Consider the following 17293-nt stretch of genomic DNA (forward strand, 5'->3'; position numbering starts at 1 on the left):
GTAGATTGGCGTTGGCATGCCTATGGCTGTACGCGGCGGTATCGGCGATCCGAAGTTGATTACTTATAAATTAATCGGTCAAGCAATGTTAGATGCTGTCATAAAATTTAGTATAAAAAACAAGATTATTATTGGCTTGCTGACCCTATCCCTCATCATTTGGGGAATATGGAGTGCTAGCAGACTGCCCATTGATGCCGTACCCGATATCACTGACAATCAGGTACAGATTATTACCATCTGTCCAACACTGGCGGGGCAAGAGGTGGAACAATTGGTCACCTTTCCGATTGAACAAAGCATTGCAAATGTACCCAACCTGGACGAGATAAGGAGTATTTCGCGGTTTGGTTTGTCGGTTGTCACGGCTGTGTTCTACGAAAATACCGATATTTATTTCGCCCGACAGCTTATCCACGAACGGCTACAGGAGGCCGTTGAACAGATACCGATTGGTATCGGTACACCTGAATTGGCACCAGTAAGCACCGGCCTGGGCGAAGTATATCAATACATCTTGCGCCCAAAGGCAGGAAGCGAAGCCAATTATTCGGCCATGGACCTGCGTACCATGCAGGATTGGATTGTCGCCCGTCAGTTGCGGGGAACGCCCGGCGTTGCTGAGATCAACAGCTTCGGCGGTCAACTCAAGCAATACGAGGTTTCGGTCAATCCAGATAAGCTCAAATCCATGGATATCGGTATCCCGGATATATTTGACGCCCTGGAAGTCAATAATCAAAATACGGGCGGGGCGTATATTGATAAAAAGCCAAACGCGTATTTCATCCGAGGGATCGGGCTGGTCAACTCACTGGAAGATATCGGCAATATCGTTGTGAAAAGCCGCTCCAACAGCGTTCCGATACTCATCAGGGATGTTGCCGAAGTGCGGTACGGAAGTGCTATACGGTACGGGGCGCTCACATACAACGGCGAGGTGGATGCGGTAGGAGGCGTGGTGATGATGCTTAAGGGACACAACAGCAATGAAGTTGTCCAGCGTGTGAAAGCCAAGATACCCACGATACAGCAATCGCTGCCGGACGATGTGGTCATAGAGCCCTACCTTGACCGCACCGAACTGGTGGGTCGAGCCATGGGTACAGTGGAAAAGAACCTTGTTGAAGGGGCGCTAATCGTCATTTTTGTATTGGTGGTTTTTCTGGGGAACCTTCGGGCGGGACTCATTGTCGCTTCTTCCATCCCCCTTGCAATGCTTTTCGCGCTGGGCATGATGAATGTCTTTGGCGTAAGCGCAAACCTGATGAGCCTGGGTGCGATTGATTTTGGACTCATCGTTGATGGCGCAGTGATTGTCGTAGAGGCCGCCCTGCACCACTTGGGAATACGAAAATCTACCGAACGCCTTACCCAACGTGAAATGGATGAGGAAGTGTACCGGTCGGCTTCAAAAATACGCACGAGCGCGGCATTCGGCGAAATCATCATCCTTATTGTCTATATTCCGATCCTCACACTGGTAGGTATCGAGGGCAAAATGTTCCGCCCCATGGCCATGACCGTGGGCTTTGCCATATTAGGGGCATTGATATTGTCGCTTACTTACATCCCCGTGATGTGTGCCTTGTTCCTTCCAAAGGCAAAGACCGCAAAGACTTCGTTTTCAGACCGGATGATGGCTCGCCTGCAACAGGTTTACAGGCCGCTGCTGGAAGGTGCAATGCGCATAAAATACGTGCTTATTGGTACTACCGCGGTGATTTTTGCTGTATCCCTCATCGTCTTTTCAAGAATGGGCGGAGAGTTTATCCCACAATTGGAAGAAGGCGATTTTGCGTTCCATTGTATCCTGCCGCAGGGTACGTCCTTGAGCCAAAGTGTCGAAACCTCCATGCTGGCATCGCGTATCATCAAACAATTCGACGAGGTCAAAATGGTCGTCGGCAAAACCGGTGCTGCCGAGGTGCCAACTGACCCAATGCCTCCCGAAGCTACAGACCTGATGATTATCCTTAACCCCAAAGATGAGTGGCCGGTACGTAAAACATATAAGCAACTTGCCGATGAAATCATGGAAAAACTGACCGTAATCCCAGGCGTTTTCTTCGAGTCAAACCAACCGATTCAAATGCGTTTTAATGAGCTGATGACGGGTATCCGACAGGATGTAGCTGTGAAGATCTTCGGGGAAAACCTGGATTCGCTATTGGTCTACGCAAACCAAGTGAGCCGAATCATACAAGGCGTGGAAGGTATCACTGCACCACAGGTAGAACGGATAGCCGGTCTACCGCAGATCAACGTCGTATACGATCGTGCGCGGATCGCTAACTACGGATTGTCAGTTTCGGCACTGAATGACATATTGAGTACGGCATTTGCCGGAAAGGCCGCTGGATTGGTGTTTGAAAATGAACGGCGGTTCGAGCTTGTTGTCCGGCTAGACAGTGTATATCGGAGTTCGATAGCGGATGTCGCCAACTTATGGGTACCTTTGCCGACCGGAGAACAGGTGCCGTTGTCCCAACTGGCACAGGTGTCATTTAAGATTGGCCCGGCACAGATAAGCCGCGAAGATGGAAAAAGGCGCATCGTTATTGGATTCAATCTGGACGGCCGTGATGTAGCTAGCGCAGTAGCCGAAATACAGGCAAAACTCCAGCAACAGGTCCAACTACCCGCGGGATACTATTATACCTATGGAGGAATGTTCGAGAACCTACAAAAGGCCTCAAACCGCCTGATGGTGGTGGTCCCTATATCGCTGGCGTTGATTTTCATGCTGCTTTTTTTTACGTTCAACACGTTCAGACACGCAGCATTGATCTTTACGGCTATCCCGATGAGTGCAATCGGTGGCGTATGCGCATTGCTGTTGCGGGGCATGCCGTTCAGCATCTCGGCGGGGATCGGTTTTATCGCACTCTTCGGCGTCGTGGTATTGAATGGAATTGTATTGATCGGCACATTCAACCAACTTGAAAAGGAAGGGTGGACTGACGTAGTTGCGCGAGTGTTGGAGGGAACGAAGATCCGGTTACGGCCGGTGCTGATGACCGCCGCCGTGGCCAGCTTGGGCTTCCTGCCTATGGCATTGAGCAATACGGCTGGCGCAGAAGTGCAACGCCCTTTGGCAACGGTGGTAATTGGCGGGCTATTGACCGCAACCTTTCTGACGTTGTTTATTTTGCCGTTGCTTTACGTGGTGTTCGATGGTGGCAAACGTCGACGATCCGGTGTAGCAGGTACTGCAAAAAGAACGCCGCTTGTTGTTTTCCTGACGTTGTTGGCTGGAATACCACAGGCCTCCCGCGCACAGCTTACCGACTGCACCAACGGGATTACCATTGAACAGGCCATATCGATGGCTCTCGCCAATAACCAGGATGTCCTGGCAGCTGAATTGCATGCTAAGGCCTCGGAAAGCATGCTTGTGGCCACGGCGGAGCTACCCAAAGCAGAAGTCGGCGTGCAATCGGGAAGCTTCAACAGTTTGGCGCGTGACAATGCCTTTCAATTGTCCCAGGCCATACCCTTTCCGACGGTGTTTGGTGCCCGGCGCAAACTATATCAAGCTGAAGCGGAAGCGAGCCGGATTAACCGGGAGATTACCGTCAATACACTCAAAAATCAAGTGCGGACATCGTTTTACTACATTCAGTACCTTCTGCACCGGCAGGACAAATTGACCTACCTTGATAGCCTGTATGCCGATGCTTCCAGAGCTGCTTTCCTGCGCTACCAAACGGGAGAGGCGAGCCAGCTGGAAATGAGTATGGCTGACACGAAACGAGGCGAAATCAAACTGCTGTTGGAGGAAAACGGGACACAACTGCGTAATGCGTATCGAGATTTTAGCGCGTTATTAAATATGGATGGCATGCTATCAATAGCTCCTGGGGCTACCTATGAACCCGTGGAGCTGACTACGCTTGTTGACAATGCAGCTGTCATCCGCCATCCGATCATCCGCGAACTTCAGCAACGTGCTTTTATTACCGAACAGCGCAAAAGAGTTGAAACCGCCCAGACACTACCTGACGTGACAGTAGGATATACGAACCAATCCCTTGTTGGTACCTATTTGATGAATGGCCGCGAGCAATATTTCGGACGCGATAAACGGTTCGGTTTTGTCAACGTCGGTATTGCCATCCCGCTTACATTAGGAGCGACCAAAGGCCGCATACGCGCAATGGAATACCAGCAACAAGCAGCCGAAGCGGTGAGCCAGCAAGCTGTACGCATGATGGAAGCGCGGCTGCTGAATGCTTATGAGCAATACGAGCTTCGTTGGAGACGCTACCAGTATTTCGTCAAAAAGGCTTTGCCTAATGCAGAACGTATTATCCAAGCGGCACAATTGGGTTACCAAACCGGTGAAATCACTTATGTAGAGTATCTGTATGCGTTGCAGACCTCTACCGATGTAGAACTGGATTGTCTTGAAGTTATCCAATCGCTCAATCAGGCAGTTATCGATATCAATTTTTTACTAAACAATTAGCTATAAAATGAATAACACCGATTTTGTATTCAACAGTCGCAAACAGGTAGACTGGTGGCTTATCATGCTTATGGCCGTTTTGCTTAGCGCCTGCGACAGCCACGGGACAAGGGATGCACACGAGCATGGGGCTACACATAGCCACCACGGCGGAGCGGGGCAGGGTGGGACAATCGCTCGGCTTACCAAGGCACAGAGGCAGTCTATCGACCTGACGTTGGGAACGTTTGAACAAATGGAACTGGCCGCTATCATCAAGGCCAATGGTCGTTTGAAAGTACCCAACAGCAACAAGGCAAGTATTACCGCTTTATATGGCGGGGTGATCAAGACCTTGCGTGTAGATGTGGGCACTTCCGTAAAACAAGGTGCGGTCATTGCGACCATTGTGCATCCACAGTTTGTGCAACTCCAGGAAGAATATCTCGCCATCAGCAGTAAGATCGCATTTGCCGAGCAGGAACAGGAGCGGCAACGCGCACTGAATACAGGCAATGTGGGCGCACTGAAAAACCTTCAGCAGGCTGATGCGGAGCTCAATGTACAACGCACACGAAGGGCGTCACTTTTTCAACAGCTCCGGCTGATGGGAATCGACCCCGACGCCGTGACGTACAACAACCTCCAAACGGAATTGGCCGTCACTAGCCCGGTGAGCGGCATTGTCAGCCAGGTATACGCGCAGCTGGGTAGCTATGTGGATGCATCGTCTCCGGTGGCCGAAGTTGTGCAAAACAATCAGCTTCACCTGGATTTACATGTTTTTGAAAAGGATCTTCCCTTTTTGCGTGTCGGACAGCGGGTACATTTTAGGTTGACCAACAACCCAAGTAAGACCTACGATGCTCGCATATTTGGTGTCGGCGCTTCATTTGAAGACGAAAGCAAAACCGTGCCTGTGCACTGTGCAGTAGATGGCGATAAAGCCGGCCTTATAGACGGAATGAACATCACGGCTGCAATCAGTCTCGCCGAGATATCGTCCACAGCCTTACCCGATGATGCGATTGTAGATGCAGAAGGGAAGGCCTATATCTTCGTGGTGGTCGATGGACAAGCGCATGACCACAGTCATTCTCATGGCCACATCGGGCACGACCACGGTGAGGAACCCTCGTATCATGCCGAAGATTGGATGAGTTTCGAAAAAGTAGAAGTTGTAAAAGGGATATCGGAAATGGGCTATACAGCGGTTACTCTGGTTAATCCGATTCCAGACCAAGCACAAATCGTAACAAAAGGCGCATTTTTTGTAAACGCAGTATTAACCGGTACGGCAGGGCACTCGCATTAGCACAGGCCCGGCCAACCGGCCAACCTCGTCTGTATACGTCCATCGGCGTATTAGGTAAACAATTGATGTTGGGGGCCACGGACCTGAAGCCCCAAAGCTTTATTTAAAGCTTCAATGAAATAGGTGGACAGCAGCGGCGATTCAATCTCCACATTTTGATGGACAAAGAAATAAAGGGCTTGCAAACCAGCGTCCCGCCATTCCTGGATGCGTTCAACCCAATCATCCAGCCGACTTTTGTCCGTAGGGTGGTTTGCACCCACATAGCGCACGAAGGCCGTGGGCGTGGTCAAGCGCATATGCAGCATGTCTCGTCGTCCGGCAGTATCCACAATGACGTTTGCCACTTTCTCGGTCTCCAGCAGTTTATACAGCTTTTCGCGCGCATCCTGATTGGCAAACCACTCCGCATTGCGAACTTCCACCGCGAGTGGTACCGAACCGGCAAATTTTTTAACAAAGGAGGCTAACCGTTCAAAATCCTTGAGCTTGAAATTGTCATGCAATTGAAGGAAGCTCATCCCCAATTTTTCTTCAAACAGGGCAATAGCATCACAAAATGCAATCATCTTCTCGTCTACATTCAGCAACCGGCCATAGTGGCTGATCGTCTGTGGTACTTTAGGAAAAAACTTGAAATCGGCAGGCGTTTTGGCTTTCCAGATTTCCACCTGTTGCTTATCGGGTGAGTTATAGAATGTGCCATTCAGCTCGATGCTATTGAACTGGGTGGCGTAGTAGGTCAGCTCATCTTTGGTGCCGCGGGGGTAGAATCCCTTAAGGTCCTGTTTGTTCCACTTGGCACAACCAACGAACACTTCCAAGTCTTGGCCCTTGTGCTGCTTGCGAAGCAGGGCTGTCGTGTCCGGGTGAGTGGGGGGGAGGGTGAAGTCCACCGCTTCTGGATGATCTACGCTTCCGAATTTCATGTTTTTTGCTCTATGCCGTAGGCCTATGGCTACACGACTAATGTTTAAAATGCCTTACTCCCGTAAAGACCATTGCCACGCCTTTTTTGTTTGCCATTGCTATGGATTCCTCATCGCGGATAGAACCGCCGGGTTGGGTGATTGCCGTAATACCAGCTTCGGCAGCTATTTCTACACAATCCGAGAATGGGAAAAACGCATCTGAAGCGAGTACCGCGCCATGGAGATTGAAACCGAATGACTTCGCTTTTTGGATGGCTTGGCGCAGGGCATCTACCCGTGAGGTTTGGCCGACACCACTGGCTGACAGTTGTCCATCTTTGGCCAACACGACGGCGTTGGACTTGGTGTGTTTTACCACTTTGTTGGCAAACAAGAGATCGGCCAGCTCATTGTCCGTAGGTTTGTTATCCGTAACGACTTCCATTTGCGAAGCCCCTTCAATCACAGCGTCTTTGTCCTGTTCGATGATACCATTTAGCAGGGTCTTGAATTGCGTGGCCGGAAGCGGGGTGTCTTTTCTCCGCAGGATAATGCGGTTTTTCTTGCCAGTAAGGATGCGCAATGCGCCCGCTGTATATACAGGTGCGATAAGCACTTCAAAGAAAAGCTTATTGATTTCTGTCGCGGTAGCCTCATCGATTTCACCATTGCCGATAATCACGCCACCGAATGCCGAAACCGGATCACAAGCCAACGCATCTTGCCAGGCTGTTAATAGGTCTGCACGCGTGGCCACGCCACAAGCATTGGTATGCTTCAGGATGGCAAATGTAGGTTCTTCAAATTCGTCAATCAGCGCTAGTGCGGCATCCACGTCTACCAAGTTATTATAAGAGAGCTCCTTGCCGTTCAACTTGTCGAACAGGTTGTCCAAATTGCCGTAAAATATACCCCGTTGGTGTGGGTTTTCGCCATACCGCAGTACCTGAGCTTGCTGCTCACTTCGTTTAAACACCGGCAGTGGCTGCTCCTGGTTGAAATAATTAAAAATGGCTGAATCGTAATGGGAAGACACGTTGAACGCCCGCTTGGCAAACTCCTTACGGTGCTGCAAAAATGTATAACCTTCGTTTTCGGCGAGGATATCAGCCAATTGCTGGTAATCATGCTTAGAAGCAATAATCACCACATCGTTGAAGTTTTTCGCAGCGGCACGGATGAGCGATATGCCACCAATGTCAATCTTTTCTATAATATCCTGCTCCGGTGCTCCAGACGCCACGGTCTCCTCGAACGGATAGAGGTCTACAATCACCAAGTCAATTTCCGGTATTTCGTATTCTTGAAGTTGTTGCTTGTCTGACTCAAGGGGCCTGCGGGACAAAATACCCCCAAAAACCTTCGGGTGGAGGGTCTTTACCCGTCCACCCAATATAGAGGGATATCCGGTAAGATCTTCCACCGGCACCACGTCGTACCCCAAATCACGAATAAATGTCTCCGTGCCACCAGTTGAATAAAAGGTGACGCCGTGTTTATGCAGCAGATGGATTAACGGATCAAGGCCGTCTTTGTAGTATACGGATACCAGTGCGTTTTTTATTTTAACCGGATGGCTCATGCTTATATTTAGCTATGTTAGTTTTTGAGCGGCAAACTTAGACAAATTTGCTGAAAATATAAGCAAATTATTCGCAGAGGTCGTACTCATCAGTACGTTTGGTTGGCTGCGCCTTTCGGTAGAAACAGCGTTTTGCCAGGGCGAATTACATTTTCTTCAACAAGTTTTCAATAATTTTCGGATAGTGTAGGTGTTCCAATTGCTGCCCTTTGAACTTAACCACTTCCAGACTGTCTCCGGGGTCGATGCGGAAGCGTGCCTGGTAGATGATTTCGCCTTCATCGAAATTTTCGTTGACAAAATGGATGGTGATGCCGGACTCTTCCTCATTTGCATCCAGAATAGCTTGGTGCACGCGGTCACCATACATGCCTTTACCGCCGTATGCAGGAAGCAGCGCCGGGTGGATATTGATGATCTTATTTGGATAATGACGTAATAGGTTTTGCGGCACAAGCCATAGGAAGCCAGCCAATACGATTAAATCAATTTTAAGTTTATCCAATAGATTGACAATCTCATCGGTTTCATAAAATGCATGTCGATCAAAAATATGCGTGGGTACTTCAAAGTTGTCAGCGCGCTGCAATACATAAGCGTCAGGATTATTGCTTAGTACAAGCGATACCTCGGCCTGATCGTGGTACTTGAAATGCTCCATAATCTTTTGGGCATTCGACCCGGATCCGGAGGCAAAAATAGCGATTCGTTTCTTCACGTTTTGATGATTGATGATGTGTTTTTGTCGATTGTATCCAAACTTAAAAAAGTTTGCGAAACAAAACAAACTTAATACGTCACGTGGGCAGGAAAACTACTTTCGGCGACGGTGTCCCTTTTTGCTTGCAAAAGTAGCCTTTATGACGCAGTCGACCAAAAAGTTCAACCTATCGATGTAGCGGCCGAGTCGTTTGCCGTTGAAATGAAAAGATTAACGCGGTTGATCAACACCGCTTTATATTAAAATTGTGACAAGTATAACCTTATATTTGTTGATATTATTTCTCAAAAAATGCAATTTTATTGAAAAAATGATTAAAAATTGTGTTAATTGTTGCGAATGTTAATGTTTTTATTCGTTACTTTGTGACTCTATAATAACTATCAAATTTAATTGATTTATTTATGTGTGGAATCATTGGTGCTTTTGACCTAAAAGTAAAGTCAGAAGAATTGCGCCCCCAAGTGTTGAAGATGTCGAAAAAAATTCGGCACCGTGGGCCGGATTGGTCGGGTATATATAGCTCAGAACGAGCTATTCTGGCGCATGAACGTTTAGCAATTGTTGATCCGAAGTCCGGCCAGCAGCCCCTGTACAGTCCCAATCGGAATGTTGTGCTTGCTGTGAACGGCGAGATTTATAATCACCAGCACTTGCGCAATCAATTACCCAACTACGAATTTTCCACGCAATGCGACAGCGAGGTGATATTGGCGTTATATGAGCAGAAGGGACCAGGCTTCCTTGAAGACTTGAACGGTATTTTTGCCTTCGCGTTATACGATGTTGAACAGGATGCTTATTTAGTTGCCCGGGATCACATTGGGATCATTCCGCTCTATATCGGTTGGGACAGCGCAGGCACATTTTATGTGGCGTCAGAACTGAAAGCATTGGAAGGCTATTGCACTCGTATCGAAGGCTTTCCTCCGGGACATTACCTCTATAGTAAAGAAAGCAACGAACCTCGCAAATGGTATAAACGGGACTGGGAACACTACGAAAGCGTAAAAGACAACGTAACGGATATCGAAACGTTGCGAAAAGGGTTGGAAGATGCTGTACATCGGCAGCTCATGTCTGACGTGCCCTATGGCGTATTGCTATCCGGAGGCTTGGATTCATCAGTCATTGCGGCGGTGACTAAAAAGTTTGCATCCCGCCGCGTAGAGTCGAACGACCAAGAGAAAGCTTGGTATCCACGGCTGCACTCATTTGCTGTAGGATTGAAAGGGTCACCTGATTTGGCAGCAGCAAAGAAAGCCGCTGAACACATTGGAACGATACATCACGAAATCAATTTCACAATCCAAGAGGGCCTGGATGCGATTCGCGATGTTATTTACCATTTGGAGACTTACGATGTGACCACCATACGGGCGTCTACGCCAATGTACCTACTTGCCCGCGTCATCAAATCAATGGGTATCAAGATGGTTCTTTCAGGAGAAGGCTCGGATGAATTATTCGGTGGGTACCTGTATTTCCACAAGGCTCCCAATGCGAAAGAATTTCACGAGGAAACCGTACGCAAACTCAGTAAGCTGCACCTCTATGATTGCCTGCGCGCCAACAAATCGTTAGCTGCGTGGGGCGTGGAAGGCCGTGTACCTTTCCTCGACAAAGAATTTATAGACATCGCTATGCGATTGAACCCCGGAGATAAGATGATCAGAGAAGGGCGCATGGAGAAGTGGGTGGTACGCAAAGCTTTTGAAGACTACCTACCGGAAAGTATTGCGTGGCGGCAGAAGGAGCAATTTTCGGACGGCGTGGGCTATAGTTGGATTGACACGTTGAAGGAACAAGCTGCACTGCGTGTCAGTGATGAAGAACTGGCGGCCGCTGCTGAACGTTTTCCGATAAACCCACCGCAAAACAAAGAGGAATACTTATATCGGTCTATCTTTACCGAGCATTTTCCTTCGGACACCGCGGCACTAACAGTGCCGTCTGTCAAATCGGTGGCGTGCAGCACACCCGAAGCATTGGCATGGGATGCTTCTTTTCAAAACGTGAATGATCCATCGGGCCGTGCTGTCGCGAATGTGCACAATGAGAGCTACGAAAAGGAAAAAACAAAGGTAGCCGAAGCGCTATAATCTTGGTCAGGGAATCAGTGATGGGAGGTTGGCGGGATGACACTTAAGATCAATGCGAAAAATATGATAGGCTGGATAACAATATCCAGCCTATTATCGTATTAGCCACTTAGGTGGCGAACACCGATTATCTATCGCTGCTAAAGTGGCCGTATCCAAATATTTCTGAAGCTTACAGGATTGCCATGATCCTGCAAAACAATTGGACCCGGGCCATGAGCCTTGTATTTCGGTATGCCGATGTACTCGGTGGGTCCATCCAATTCAACGTTGTTTTGCACCAGGACGCCATTATGGAGCACTGTTACGCGTGCCTTACTGATTAGGATGCCGTCGGCGTTGAATCGCGGAGCTGTCCAGATGATGTCATAGGTTTGCCATTCACCCGGCGGCTTGGTGGCGTTCACCAGTGGGATGCGTTGTTTATAAAGACTTGCGGCTTGCCCATTGGAATAGGTACGGTTATTGTAACTATCCAATACCTGCACTTCGTATAGTCCCTGCATGAAGATACCGCTGTTGCCACGTCCTTGGCTTTCCCCGACGATTTCCGTTGGGCTACGCCATTCAACATGTAATTGATAATCTGAGAATTCCTGCTTGGTTTGGATATCCCCCTTACCCCGCACGACGGTAAATGCTCCATTGGATACCGCCCATTCAGCAGGAGAGGATCCATCTTTCTTGCTTACCCACTGGTCGAGCGACGTGCCGTCAAACAAGACAATCGCATCTGACGGTGCGCGATCCGGATAGGTCGTAACCACGCGCGGTTCCGGCTCCCATACTTCGGTTTCTTCTGGTTTCATTTTTTGTTGTTGTGCAAATGCCGGAACGGCCAATAGTGCGACCATCCCAGCGGAAATAAACGACTTCATATTCATATACATCATATTAATTTAACTTGCTTCTAACGTCCGCATCCGACGTGATGACCAACGTTAACTAAACGCATTTATTCCGGTGATATCCATGCCGGTGATCAGCAAATGGATGTCGTGTGTACCTTCGTACGTCACCACCGATTCGAGGTTCATCATGTGTCGCATAATAGGGTATTCACCAGTGATACCCATCGCTCCGAGTACCTGCCTGGCTTCGCGGGCGATATGCAATGCTGAGGCGACACTATTGCGCTTCGCCATGGATATCTGAGCCGGCGTAGCGCGACCCTCGTTCTTTAGTGTGGCCAGGCGCCATACCAGTAATTGCCCCTTGGTGATCTCCGTGAGCATCTCCGCCAGCTTTTTCTGCTGCAGCTGGAATCCTGCAATGGGTTTGCCGAACTGCTCCCGCTCCCTGGCGTAACGCAGCGCTGTATCATAGCAATCCATTGCCGCGCCCAACGCACCCCATGCAATACCATAGCGGGCCTGGTTGAGGCAACTCAGCGGCCCGCGCATCCCGGTAACGCCCGGCAGGATATGGCTTTTGGGCACGCGCACGTTGTCAAACACCAGTTCGCCTGTGGCTGATGCCCGCAGACTCCACTTGTTGTGCGTTTCTGGTGTGCTGAACCCCTCCATTCCGCGTTCCACGATGAGGCCCTGCACCTTCCCATCCGGGTTTTTGGCCCAAACGATGGCAATGTCGGCAAAGGGTGCGTTGGATATCCACATCTTCGAGCCGTTGAGCACCACATGGTCGCCGTCGTCTTTGAAATTGGTGAGCATCCCTGCTGGATTTGAACCGTGGTCCGGCTCGGTAAGGCCAAAGCAGCCCATCAGTTGGCCGCCTGCCAGTTTGGGCAGGTAGTTACGTTTCTGTTCTTCGCTGCCATAAGCGTAGATGGGGTACATTACCAATGAACCCTGTACCGACGCCGTAGAGCGGATGCCTGAGTCGCCGCGTTCCAGCTCCTGCATCATGATGCCGTAAGCCAGGTAGTCGAGCCCCGCACCGCCGTACTCCTCCGGGACGGTAGGGCCGAAAAGGCCAAGCCGCGCCATGTTGGGAAGCAACTGGCGCGGAAATTCTGCCCGTTGGGCATAATCCTCGATGATAGGCAATAACTGTGTGTTGACCCATTGCCGCACGCTATCGCGGATAAGCAAATAGTCTTCGCTTATCAATTCATCCAGCAGGTAATAATCTGGCGACCGATATTGGCTCATAACTTGTATTTAGCATACAAGTATAGGGATAAAATCTGGTTTAATGAATAGGTAATGTAACACGCATCCAGTTTATAGTTTTCCGATAAAACGTCGTCTTTTCGCGTTTTACCGGCTCCAAAAAATGCGCCCGAAGTCGGTTAGCGTTGGGTGGTGATGTGTAGCAGTCGTTGCCCGTTATCCAGTAGAAAGCCGGCTTCCGTGTGCCTATTGCCACAGTGTGGCTTGGTGACCTGCCGGCATCGTTAAGGTATCCCCGTTTAATATTGGCAAAAGTTATTGTCCCTCTTCTTTTATTAATGCGATGATTTGAGGTGTAAATTCTTGAAAATTAATCTTTTCTCTATTATCCCAGTATTCGTTTTCAATTAAGTTGACCACTTTTCGGTATAACGGACTTCCATAAGATTCATTTAGGCTAAGATGCTCCTCGGCTTCTTCAACTCCAATATATTTTTTCTTCAAAAATATGGTAACTGCATCCGCAATGATTTCGTGGATGTAGGAATAGGTATTTTGTGCGTCACTTTCAAAGGTTTTAAAATTTATGGAAAGTGAGTCTGCATATTTAAGTGCCAGTATTTCATCGCGATATGGAGCGTTCAGGTACTCCCAATAAAGATGGCTTACCTCGTGCCATACATTATTGTTCAAGGATACTCTAGAATATTTAAAATTGGGCTCTTTACTTTCATTATCAATAAACCTGTTGTCAAACGGGATAATAACGGGGGCGTAAATTTTGTTTTCGGGGCTGATTTCTGCTTGAAAAATATTTGCCCTAAGCACCACCCCCATGGGTGAAATGGAAAAGTATATTTTTTGTCTCAATGGTATTTGATAGAAATTTCCCAATGCTTGCAATGGTTTTTCTTCCCGTAGCCTGGTTAGGAATTGATTTTCCCATTTGCTATAGTTATCCTCTTGGCTGTCAAAGAAGCTCATAAAATCAGATGCTTTGGCAAACTCCGTGCTAAGTGTTAAGTAGTTGGCAAGGAGATTTTTATCAACTATTTGATCGAAATAGCCGTACTTTTCAGGAAATGTTATACTATAATCCGGGAATTGGATACACCAACCTAAATCAACAAAGTCATTGTAGGGAAGTTTCCTGGCCACATCAAGCACAGGATGGTCTTTGAAGTTGACAAACCACTCGTCTACTGCTTTTCGATAACTTGAGTTTTGTACTGCCGGACTATAGACCCCGGCCAGATAATTGATGATGTGTAACAGCTCCGTACCCTTGTGTACTTCAACCACATAATTATGTTGGCTTTGTCGGCTGCATTGGCAAAAACAAAAAAACAGAATGGTGATTATTACAGATCTCATTAGTGTTGACCTCGATAAAATAGTGTTGACACCGAAAGAAAATCGGCGTCCGCGTACACTTTTTCCAAAGATAGCATTTCCCGTTAAGAAACCCAAATAGGCGCCGCGTGGGCCGGCCCTAAACTGCCCGGCAATTCAGCGTCTGCCATGCGGCTTTTGCATCGGCGGTTTCGGTGCCATTCTCATCCGTCCGGGCAGCGAGGAGAACGTTCACGTCGGGCCTGGCCTGGGCGAATGTAACCTAGGATGCGACGTTTTTTCAACGTATTGGGAAACGCGAAAAAAACACTAACTTTCGGGTGTTTTTTTATCTTTACCGTGTGAAATAAAACCTAAAGCTTAGACTTATGACCAATTTATTGCCTACTGAATTCAATTGCAGTGATGCGGAGCGCACCACATTTTTAAGCATATCGCGATACGCGAGAAACCGACCGAATCACTCAGAAGGTATTTATTTCGGTATCATCAAGTTTGCACGGGCATTTAATTTAACACAATCCCAATAATAGTCTCATAAATAGCTATGGACGATTTTTTACCTCCTCATTTTAACTGCAGTGATGCCGTCCGGAAAAATATAATACGGAAACTGGCCGCATTTGAAGTCATTGCTGATGAACTGCCGGTGTATATCATCCACGATGTAAGAGACTTTTCGGTGGTTTATCTATCCCAAAAAGGGTTGCGGCAATTGGGAGCTTCGCTCAAAGATGTAAGGCGGATGGGGCAGGAGTATTTTATCAAGTTTTTTAACCCGGACGATGTGCAGTTTTATTTGCCCAGATTCGTTGAGCGATTGCGGGATAAGGAGTCGGCTGCTCGATGGTTTTCATTTTTCCAACAAGTGACAACTGGACAAAACCAGTCGTTTGAATGGTACTTGAGTGCATCCCGGCCTTTCATTTACGATGAAGAAGGTAAGCCGCTGCTTTCGCTCACCTTCGCGCTCCAATTGGATCCGAATCATCATTTAGCCGAAAAAGCTGAACGGCTGATGATGGAGAACTTGCTCCTCAAAGACAATTACCAGCGCTATGCTTCATTGACCAAACGTGAAAAGGAACTGCTCCAGTACATCGCTTCGGGCCAGAAGACTGCTGAAATCAGTAATCAAAATCACATTTCAGAAAAGACGCTAAACACCCATAGGAGGAATATCAAACGTAAGTTGGGGGCCAAAACACACTATGATATTATCAAATTTGCGCAGGCATTTAATTTGGTGTAATCAAGGCATTATCAGTAGGTTTGTTGCATGGAATACGTTCGTCGACAGGTGGCGCTAACCAATTTGCGCTTTTTTGCCTACCATGGCTTTTATCCGGAAGAGCAAGTGATTGGTAATGAGTTTGTTGTATCGGTGCAGGTGGGCTTTGTTGACGAAAATGATGATCATGACAGCCTTTCCAATACTGTAGATTACGAGGTGCTGTATGGTATCGCGAAAAGCGAAATGCAGCATCCCCGCAAGTTATTGGAAGCCGTAGCAGACGCTATATTAAACCGTATAGTACAAGAATTCCCCTTCATTGCAAACGCTGAAGTAAGTATCACTAAGCAACACCCGCCCTTTGGTGGTGATCGAGCCAATGCGACGGTTACGCTTAGATGGCAACAACAATGATGTTAGCGACATAATGTCATTTTAAAGTACGGTATGGTGACAAAAAGTCATTAAAACAATTCCTTTTTTTCGTTGGTATATCTTTTGGATAACATTTACCAAAGTTTGCAATTAAACAAAATTTATAGGAGGGATTAAAAATGACATTGGTAAAATTTCAAGGAAACAAAAACAGGGGAGTGGACAGTTGGGTAAATGATTTTTTCAACCCGATTTTTAATGATTCGTTTTTGTCTGATCGTTTCATTTCCCGCGTACCGGCGGTGAATGTAGCGGAAACAAACGAAGCGTACCACATCGAGCTGGCTGCTCCGGGACTGGAAAAGGGCGATTTCAAAATCAATGTGGATGGCGACGTGCTGACCATTTCGGGTGAAAAGAAATCGGAAACAACCGACGGGAACAAGAAATACAGCAAGCGGGAATACAGTTATACCTCATTTACCCGATCGTTCACATTGCCCGACAGCATTGACCACAACAGAATTGACGCAAATTACAAGGATGGTGTGTTGAAAGTGGATATTGCTAAAAAAGAAGAGGCCAAAGTGGCTTCTCGTTTGATTGAAGTAAAATAACCCAACGAGATTAGCGGTAGATAATCAGTGGCTAACGTGGAAAGCCCGCGGAATCAAGGGTTCCGTGGGCTTTCGCTCTTCATGCAGACACGTCTTGATAATCGTCGCTTTTCGGCAATTGCACAACCAAGGCCTGCCATTCGGATGGCAAAACAGTTAGTTTCCGTTTAAACAGATCCATCCAGGCACCGTCTACCGTCACCACAGCACATTTTGTACCATCCGAACGGTAAATCTCATGACGGAAAGAGAACCTGGAATTCGCCGCATTGTATTTGGTCATTTCCACCGTCACGGCCACGGCATCATTAAGGTGTATTTCCCTGAGATACACAAGCTCCTCGCGGAAAAGTACAGGCCCGATACCGTCTTCTGCAATCCGGCTAAGGGAAAGCCCTATTTTTTCAAGCATGTTGCTTCTTGCCTGCGCGCAGAAATCGGCATATGCTGAATGCCGTAGGTGCCTATTGGCGTCAATTTGAGCCCATATAACTTGTCCTTCATAAAATACATTCTTCTTCATAACCCAAACATAGTAATATTAGCATAAACTAAGGC

The 17293-nt window shown here is 47.8% G+C and carries 13 protein-coding genes; 6 read left to right on the forward strand and 7 right to left on the reverse strand.

Annotated elements, in window-relative coordinates; translation table 11 throughout:
• The first annotated feature begins 85 nt into the window (after window positions 1–85).
• Window positions 86–4471, forward strand: a complete 4386-nt coding sequence (locus B5X72_RS05720; RefSeq protein WP_079716038.1) for a CusA/CzcA family heavy metal efflux RND transporter — start codon at window positions 86–88, stop codon at window positions 4469–4471.
• A gap of 7 nt (window positions 4472–4478) precedes the next feature.
• Window positions 4479–5765: an efflux RND transporter periplasmic adaptor subunit gene (locus B5X72_RS05725; RefSeq protein ID WP_079715852.1), complete on the forward strand. Its 1287-nt coding sequence runs from the start codon at window positions 4479–4481 to the stop codon at window positions 5763–5765.
• Between the two features lie 50 nt (window positions 5766–5815).
• Here the strand turns inward: B5X72_RS05725 and B5X72_RS05730 are convergent, their stop codons facing one another.
• The 3 genes from B5X72_RS05730 to purN form a co-directional block, all read right to left on the reverse strand.
• Window positions 5816–6694: a DUF72 domain-containing protein gene (locus B5X72_RS05730; protein WP_079715853.1), complete on the reverse strand. Its 879-nt coding sequence runs from the start codon at window positions 6692–6694 to the stop codon at window positions 5816–5818.
• 37 nt (window positions 6695–6731) lie between these two features.
• On the reverse strand, window positions 6732–8258 hold the full coding sequence (gene purH, locus B5X72_RS05735) for a bifunctional phosphoribosylaminoimidazolecarboxamide formyltransferase/IMP cyclohydrolase (protein WP_079715854.1): 1527 nt from the start codon (window positions 8256–8258) through the stop codon (window positions 6732–6734).
• 145 nt (window positions 8259–8403) lie between these two features.
• Window positions 8404–8976 carry a phosphoribosylglycinamide formyltransferase gene (purN, locus tag B5X72_RS05740; protein WP_079716039.1) on the reverse strand — a complete coding sequence of 191 codons (573 nt, stop codon included), beginning with the start codon at window positions 8974–8976 and terminating at the stop codon, window positions 8404–8406.
• Window positions 8977–9383: 407 nt separating this feature from the next.
• On the opposite strand from purN, the gene asnB reads away from it, so the two are divergent.
• A complete protein-coding gene (gene asnB / locus B5X72_RS05745; RefSeq protein WP_079715855.1) occupies window positions 9384–11081 on the forward strand; it encodes an asparagine synthase B in 1698 nt (565 codons plus the stop codon).
• A 140-nt stretch (window positions 11082–11221) separates the two neighbouring features.
• On the opposite strand, the gene B5X72_RS05750 is transcribed toward asnB, so the two are convergent.
• The 3 genes from B5X72_RS05750 to B5X72_RS05760 all read right to left on the reverse strand — a co-directional run bounded on the left by B5X72_RS05750 (window position 11222) and on the right by B5X72_RS05760 (window position 14458).
• Window positions 11222–11965: a 3-keto-disaccharide hydrolase gene (locus tag B5X72_RS05750; RefSeq protein WP_245826843.1), complete on the reverse strand. Its 744-nt coding sequence runs from the start codon at window positions 11963–11965 to the stop codon at window positions 11222–11224.
• 57 nt (window positions 11966–12022) lie between these two features.
• The gene (locus B5X72_RS05755; RefSeq protein ID WP_079715857.1) at window positions 12023–13195 is read right to left on the reverse strand and encodes an acyl-CoA dehydrogenase family protein; all 1173 of its coding nucleotides are present in this window, start codon (window positions 13193–13195) and stop codon (window positions 12023–12025) included.
• Window positions 13196–13471: 276 nt separating this feature from the next.
• Complete coding sequence (locus tag B5X72_RS05760; protein ID WP_176146110.1) at window positions 13472–14458, reverse strand: DUF4932 domain-containing protein; 987 nt, start codon at window positions 14456–14458, stop codon at window positions 13472–13474.
• Between the two features lie 598 nt (window positions 14459–15056).
• Between B5X72_RS05760 and B5X72_RS05765 the strand changes: the two genes are divergently transcribed.
• The 3 genes from B5X72_RS05765 to B5X72_RS05775 all read left to right on the forward strand — a co-directional run bounded on the left by B5X72_RS05765 (window position 15057) and on the right by B5X72_RS05775 (window position 16735).
• Complete coding sequence (locus B5X72_RS05765; protein ID WP_079715859.1) at window positions 15057–15761, forward strand: helix-turn-helix transcriptional regulator; 705 nt, start codon at window positions 15057–15059, stop codon at window positions 15759–15761.
• 27 nt (window positions 15762–15788) lie between these two features.
• A complete protein-coding gene (gene folB, locus B5X72_RS05770; RefSeq protein ID WP_079715860.1) occupies window positions 15789–16157 on the forward strand; it encodes a dihydroneopterin aldolase in 369 nt (122 codons plus the stop codon).
• Window positions 16158–16297: 140 nt separating this feature from the next.
• The gene (locus B5X72_RS05775; RefSeq protein ID WP_079715861.1) at window positions 16298–16735 is read left to right on the forward strand and encodes an Hsp20/alpha crystallin family protein; all 438 of its coding nucleotides are present in this window, start codon (window positions 16298–16300) and stop codon (window positions 16733–16735) included.
• Window positions 16736–16814: 79 nt separating this feature from the next.
• Here the strand turns inward: B5X72_RS05775 and B5X72_RS05780 are convergent, their stop codons facing one another.
• Complete coding sequence (locus B5X72_RS05780) at window positions 16815–17258, reverse strand: acyl-CoA thioesterase (protein ID WP_217698096.1); 444 nt, start codon at window positions 17256–17258, stop codon at window positions 16815–16817.
• Window positions 17259–17293 lie beyond the last annotated feature (35 nt).

This window comes from Parapedobacter luteus (genome assembly GCF_900168055.1).
Lineage (GTDB): Bacteria > Bacteroidota > Bacteroidia > Sphingobacteriales > Sphingobacteriaceae > Parapedobacter > Parapedobacter luteus.

What these genes read in the sequence shown, in the direction of transcription:
- B5X72_RS05720 (WP_079716038.1), top strand. Translation starts at nt 86, where the DNA reads ATGTTAGATGCTGTCATAAAATTTAGTATAAAAAACAAGATTATTATT.
- B5X72_RS05725 (WP_079715852.1), top strand. Translation starts at nt 4,479, where the DNA reads ATGAATAACACCGATTTTGTATTCAACAGTCGCAAACAGGTAGACTGG.
- B5X72_RS05730 (WP_079715853.1), bottom strand. Translation starts at nt 6,694, where the DNA reads ATGAAATTCGGAAGCGTAGATCATCCAGAAGCGGTGGACTTCACCCTC.
- purH (WP_079715854.1), bottom strand. Translation starts at nt 8,258, where the DNA reads ATGAGCCATCCGGTTAAAATAAAAAACGCACTGGTATCCGTATACTAC.
- asnB (WP_079715855.1), top strand. Translation starts at nt 9,384, where the DNA reads ATGTGTGGAATCATTGGTGCTTTTGACCTAAAAGTAAAGTCAGAAGAA.
- B5X72_RS05750 (WP_245826843.1), bottom strand. Translation starts at nt 11,965, where the DNA reads ATGAATATGAAGTCGTTTATTTCCGCTGGGATGGTCGCACTATTGGCC.
- B5X72_RS05755 (WP_079715857.1), bottom strand. Translation starts at nt 13,195, where the DNA reads ATGAGCCAATATCGGTCGCCAGATTATTACCTGCTGGATGAATTGATA.
- B5X72_RS05765 (WP_079715859.1), top strand. Translation starts at nt 15,057, where the DNA reads ATGGACGATTTTTTACCTCCTCATTTTAACTGCAGTGATGCCGTCCGG.
- folB (WP_079715860.1), top strand. Translation starts at nt 15,789, where the DNA reads ATGGAATACGTTCGTCGACAGGTGGCGCTAACCAATTTGCGCTTTTTT.
- B5X72_RS05775 (WP_079715861.1), top strand. Translation starts at nt 16,298, where the DNA reads ATGACATTGGTAAAATTTCAAGGAAACAAAAACAGGGGAGTGGACAGT.
- B5X72_RS05780 (WP_217698096.1), bottom strand. Translation starts at nt 17,258, where the DNA reads ATGAAGAAGAATGTATTTTATGAAGGACAAGTTATATGGGCTCAAATT.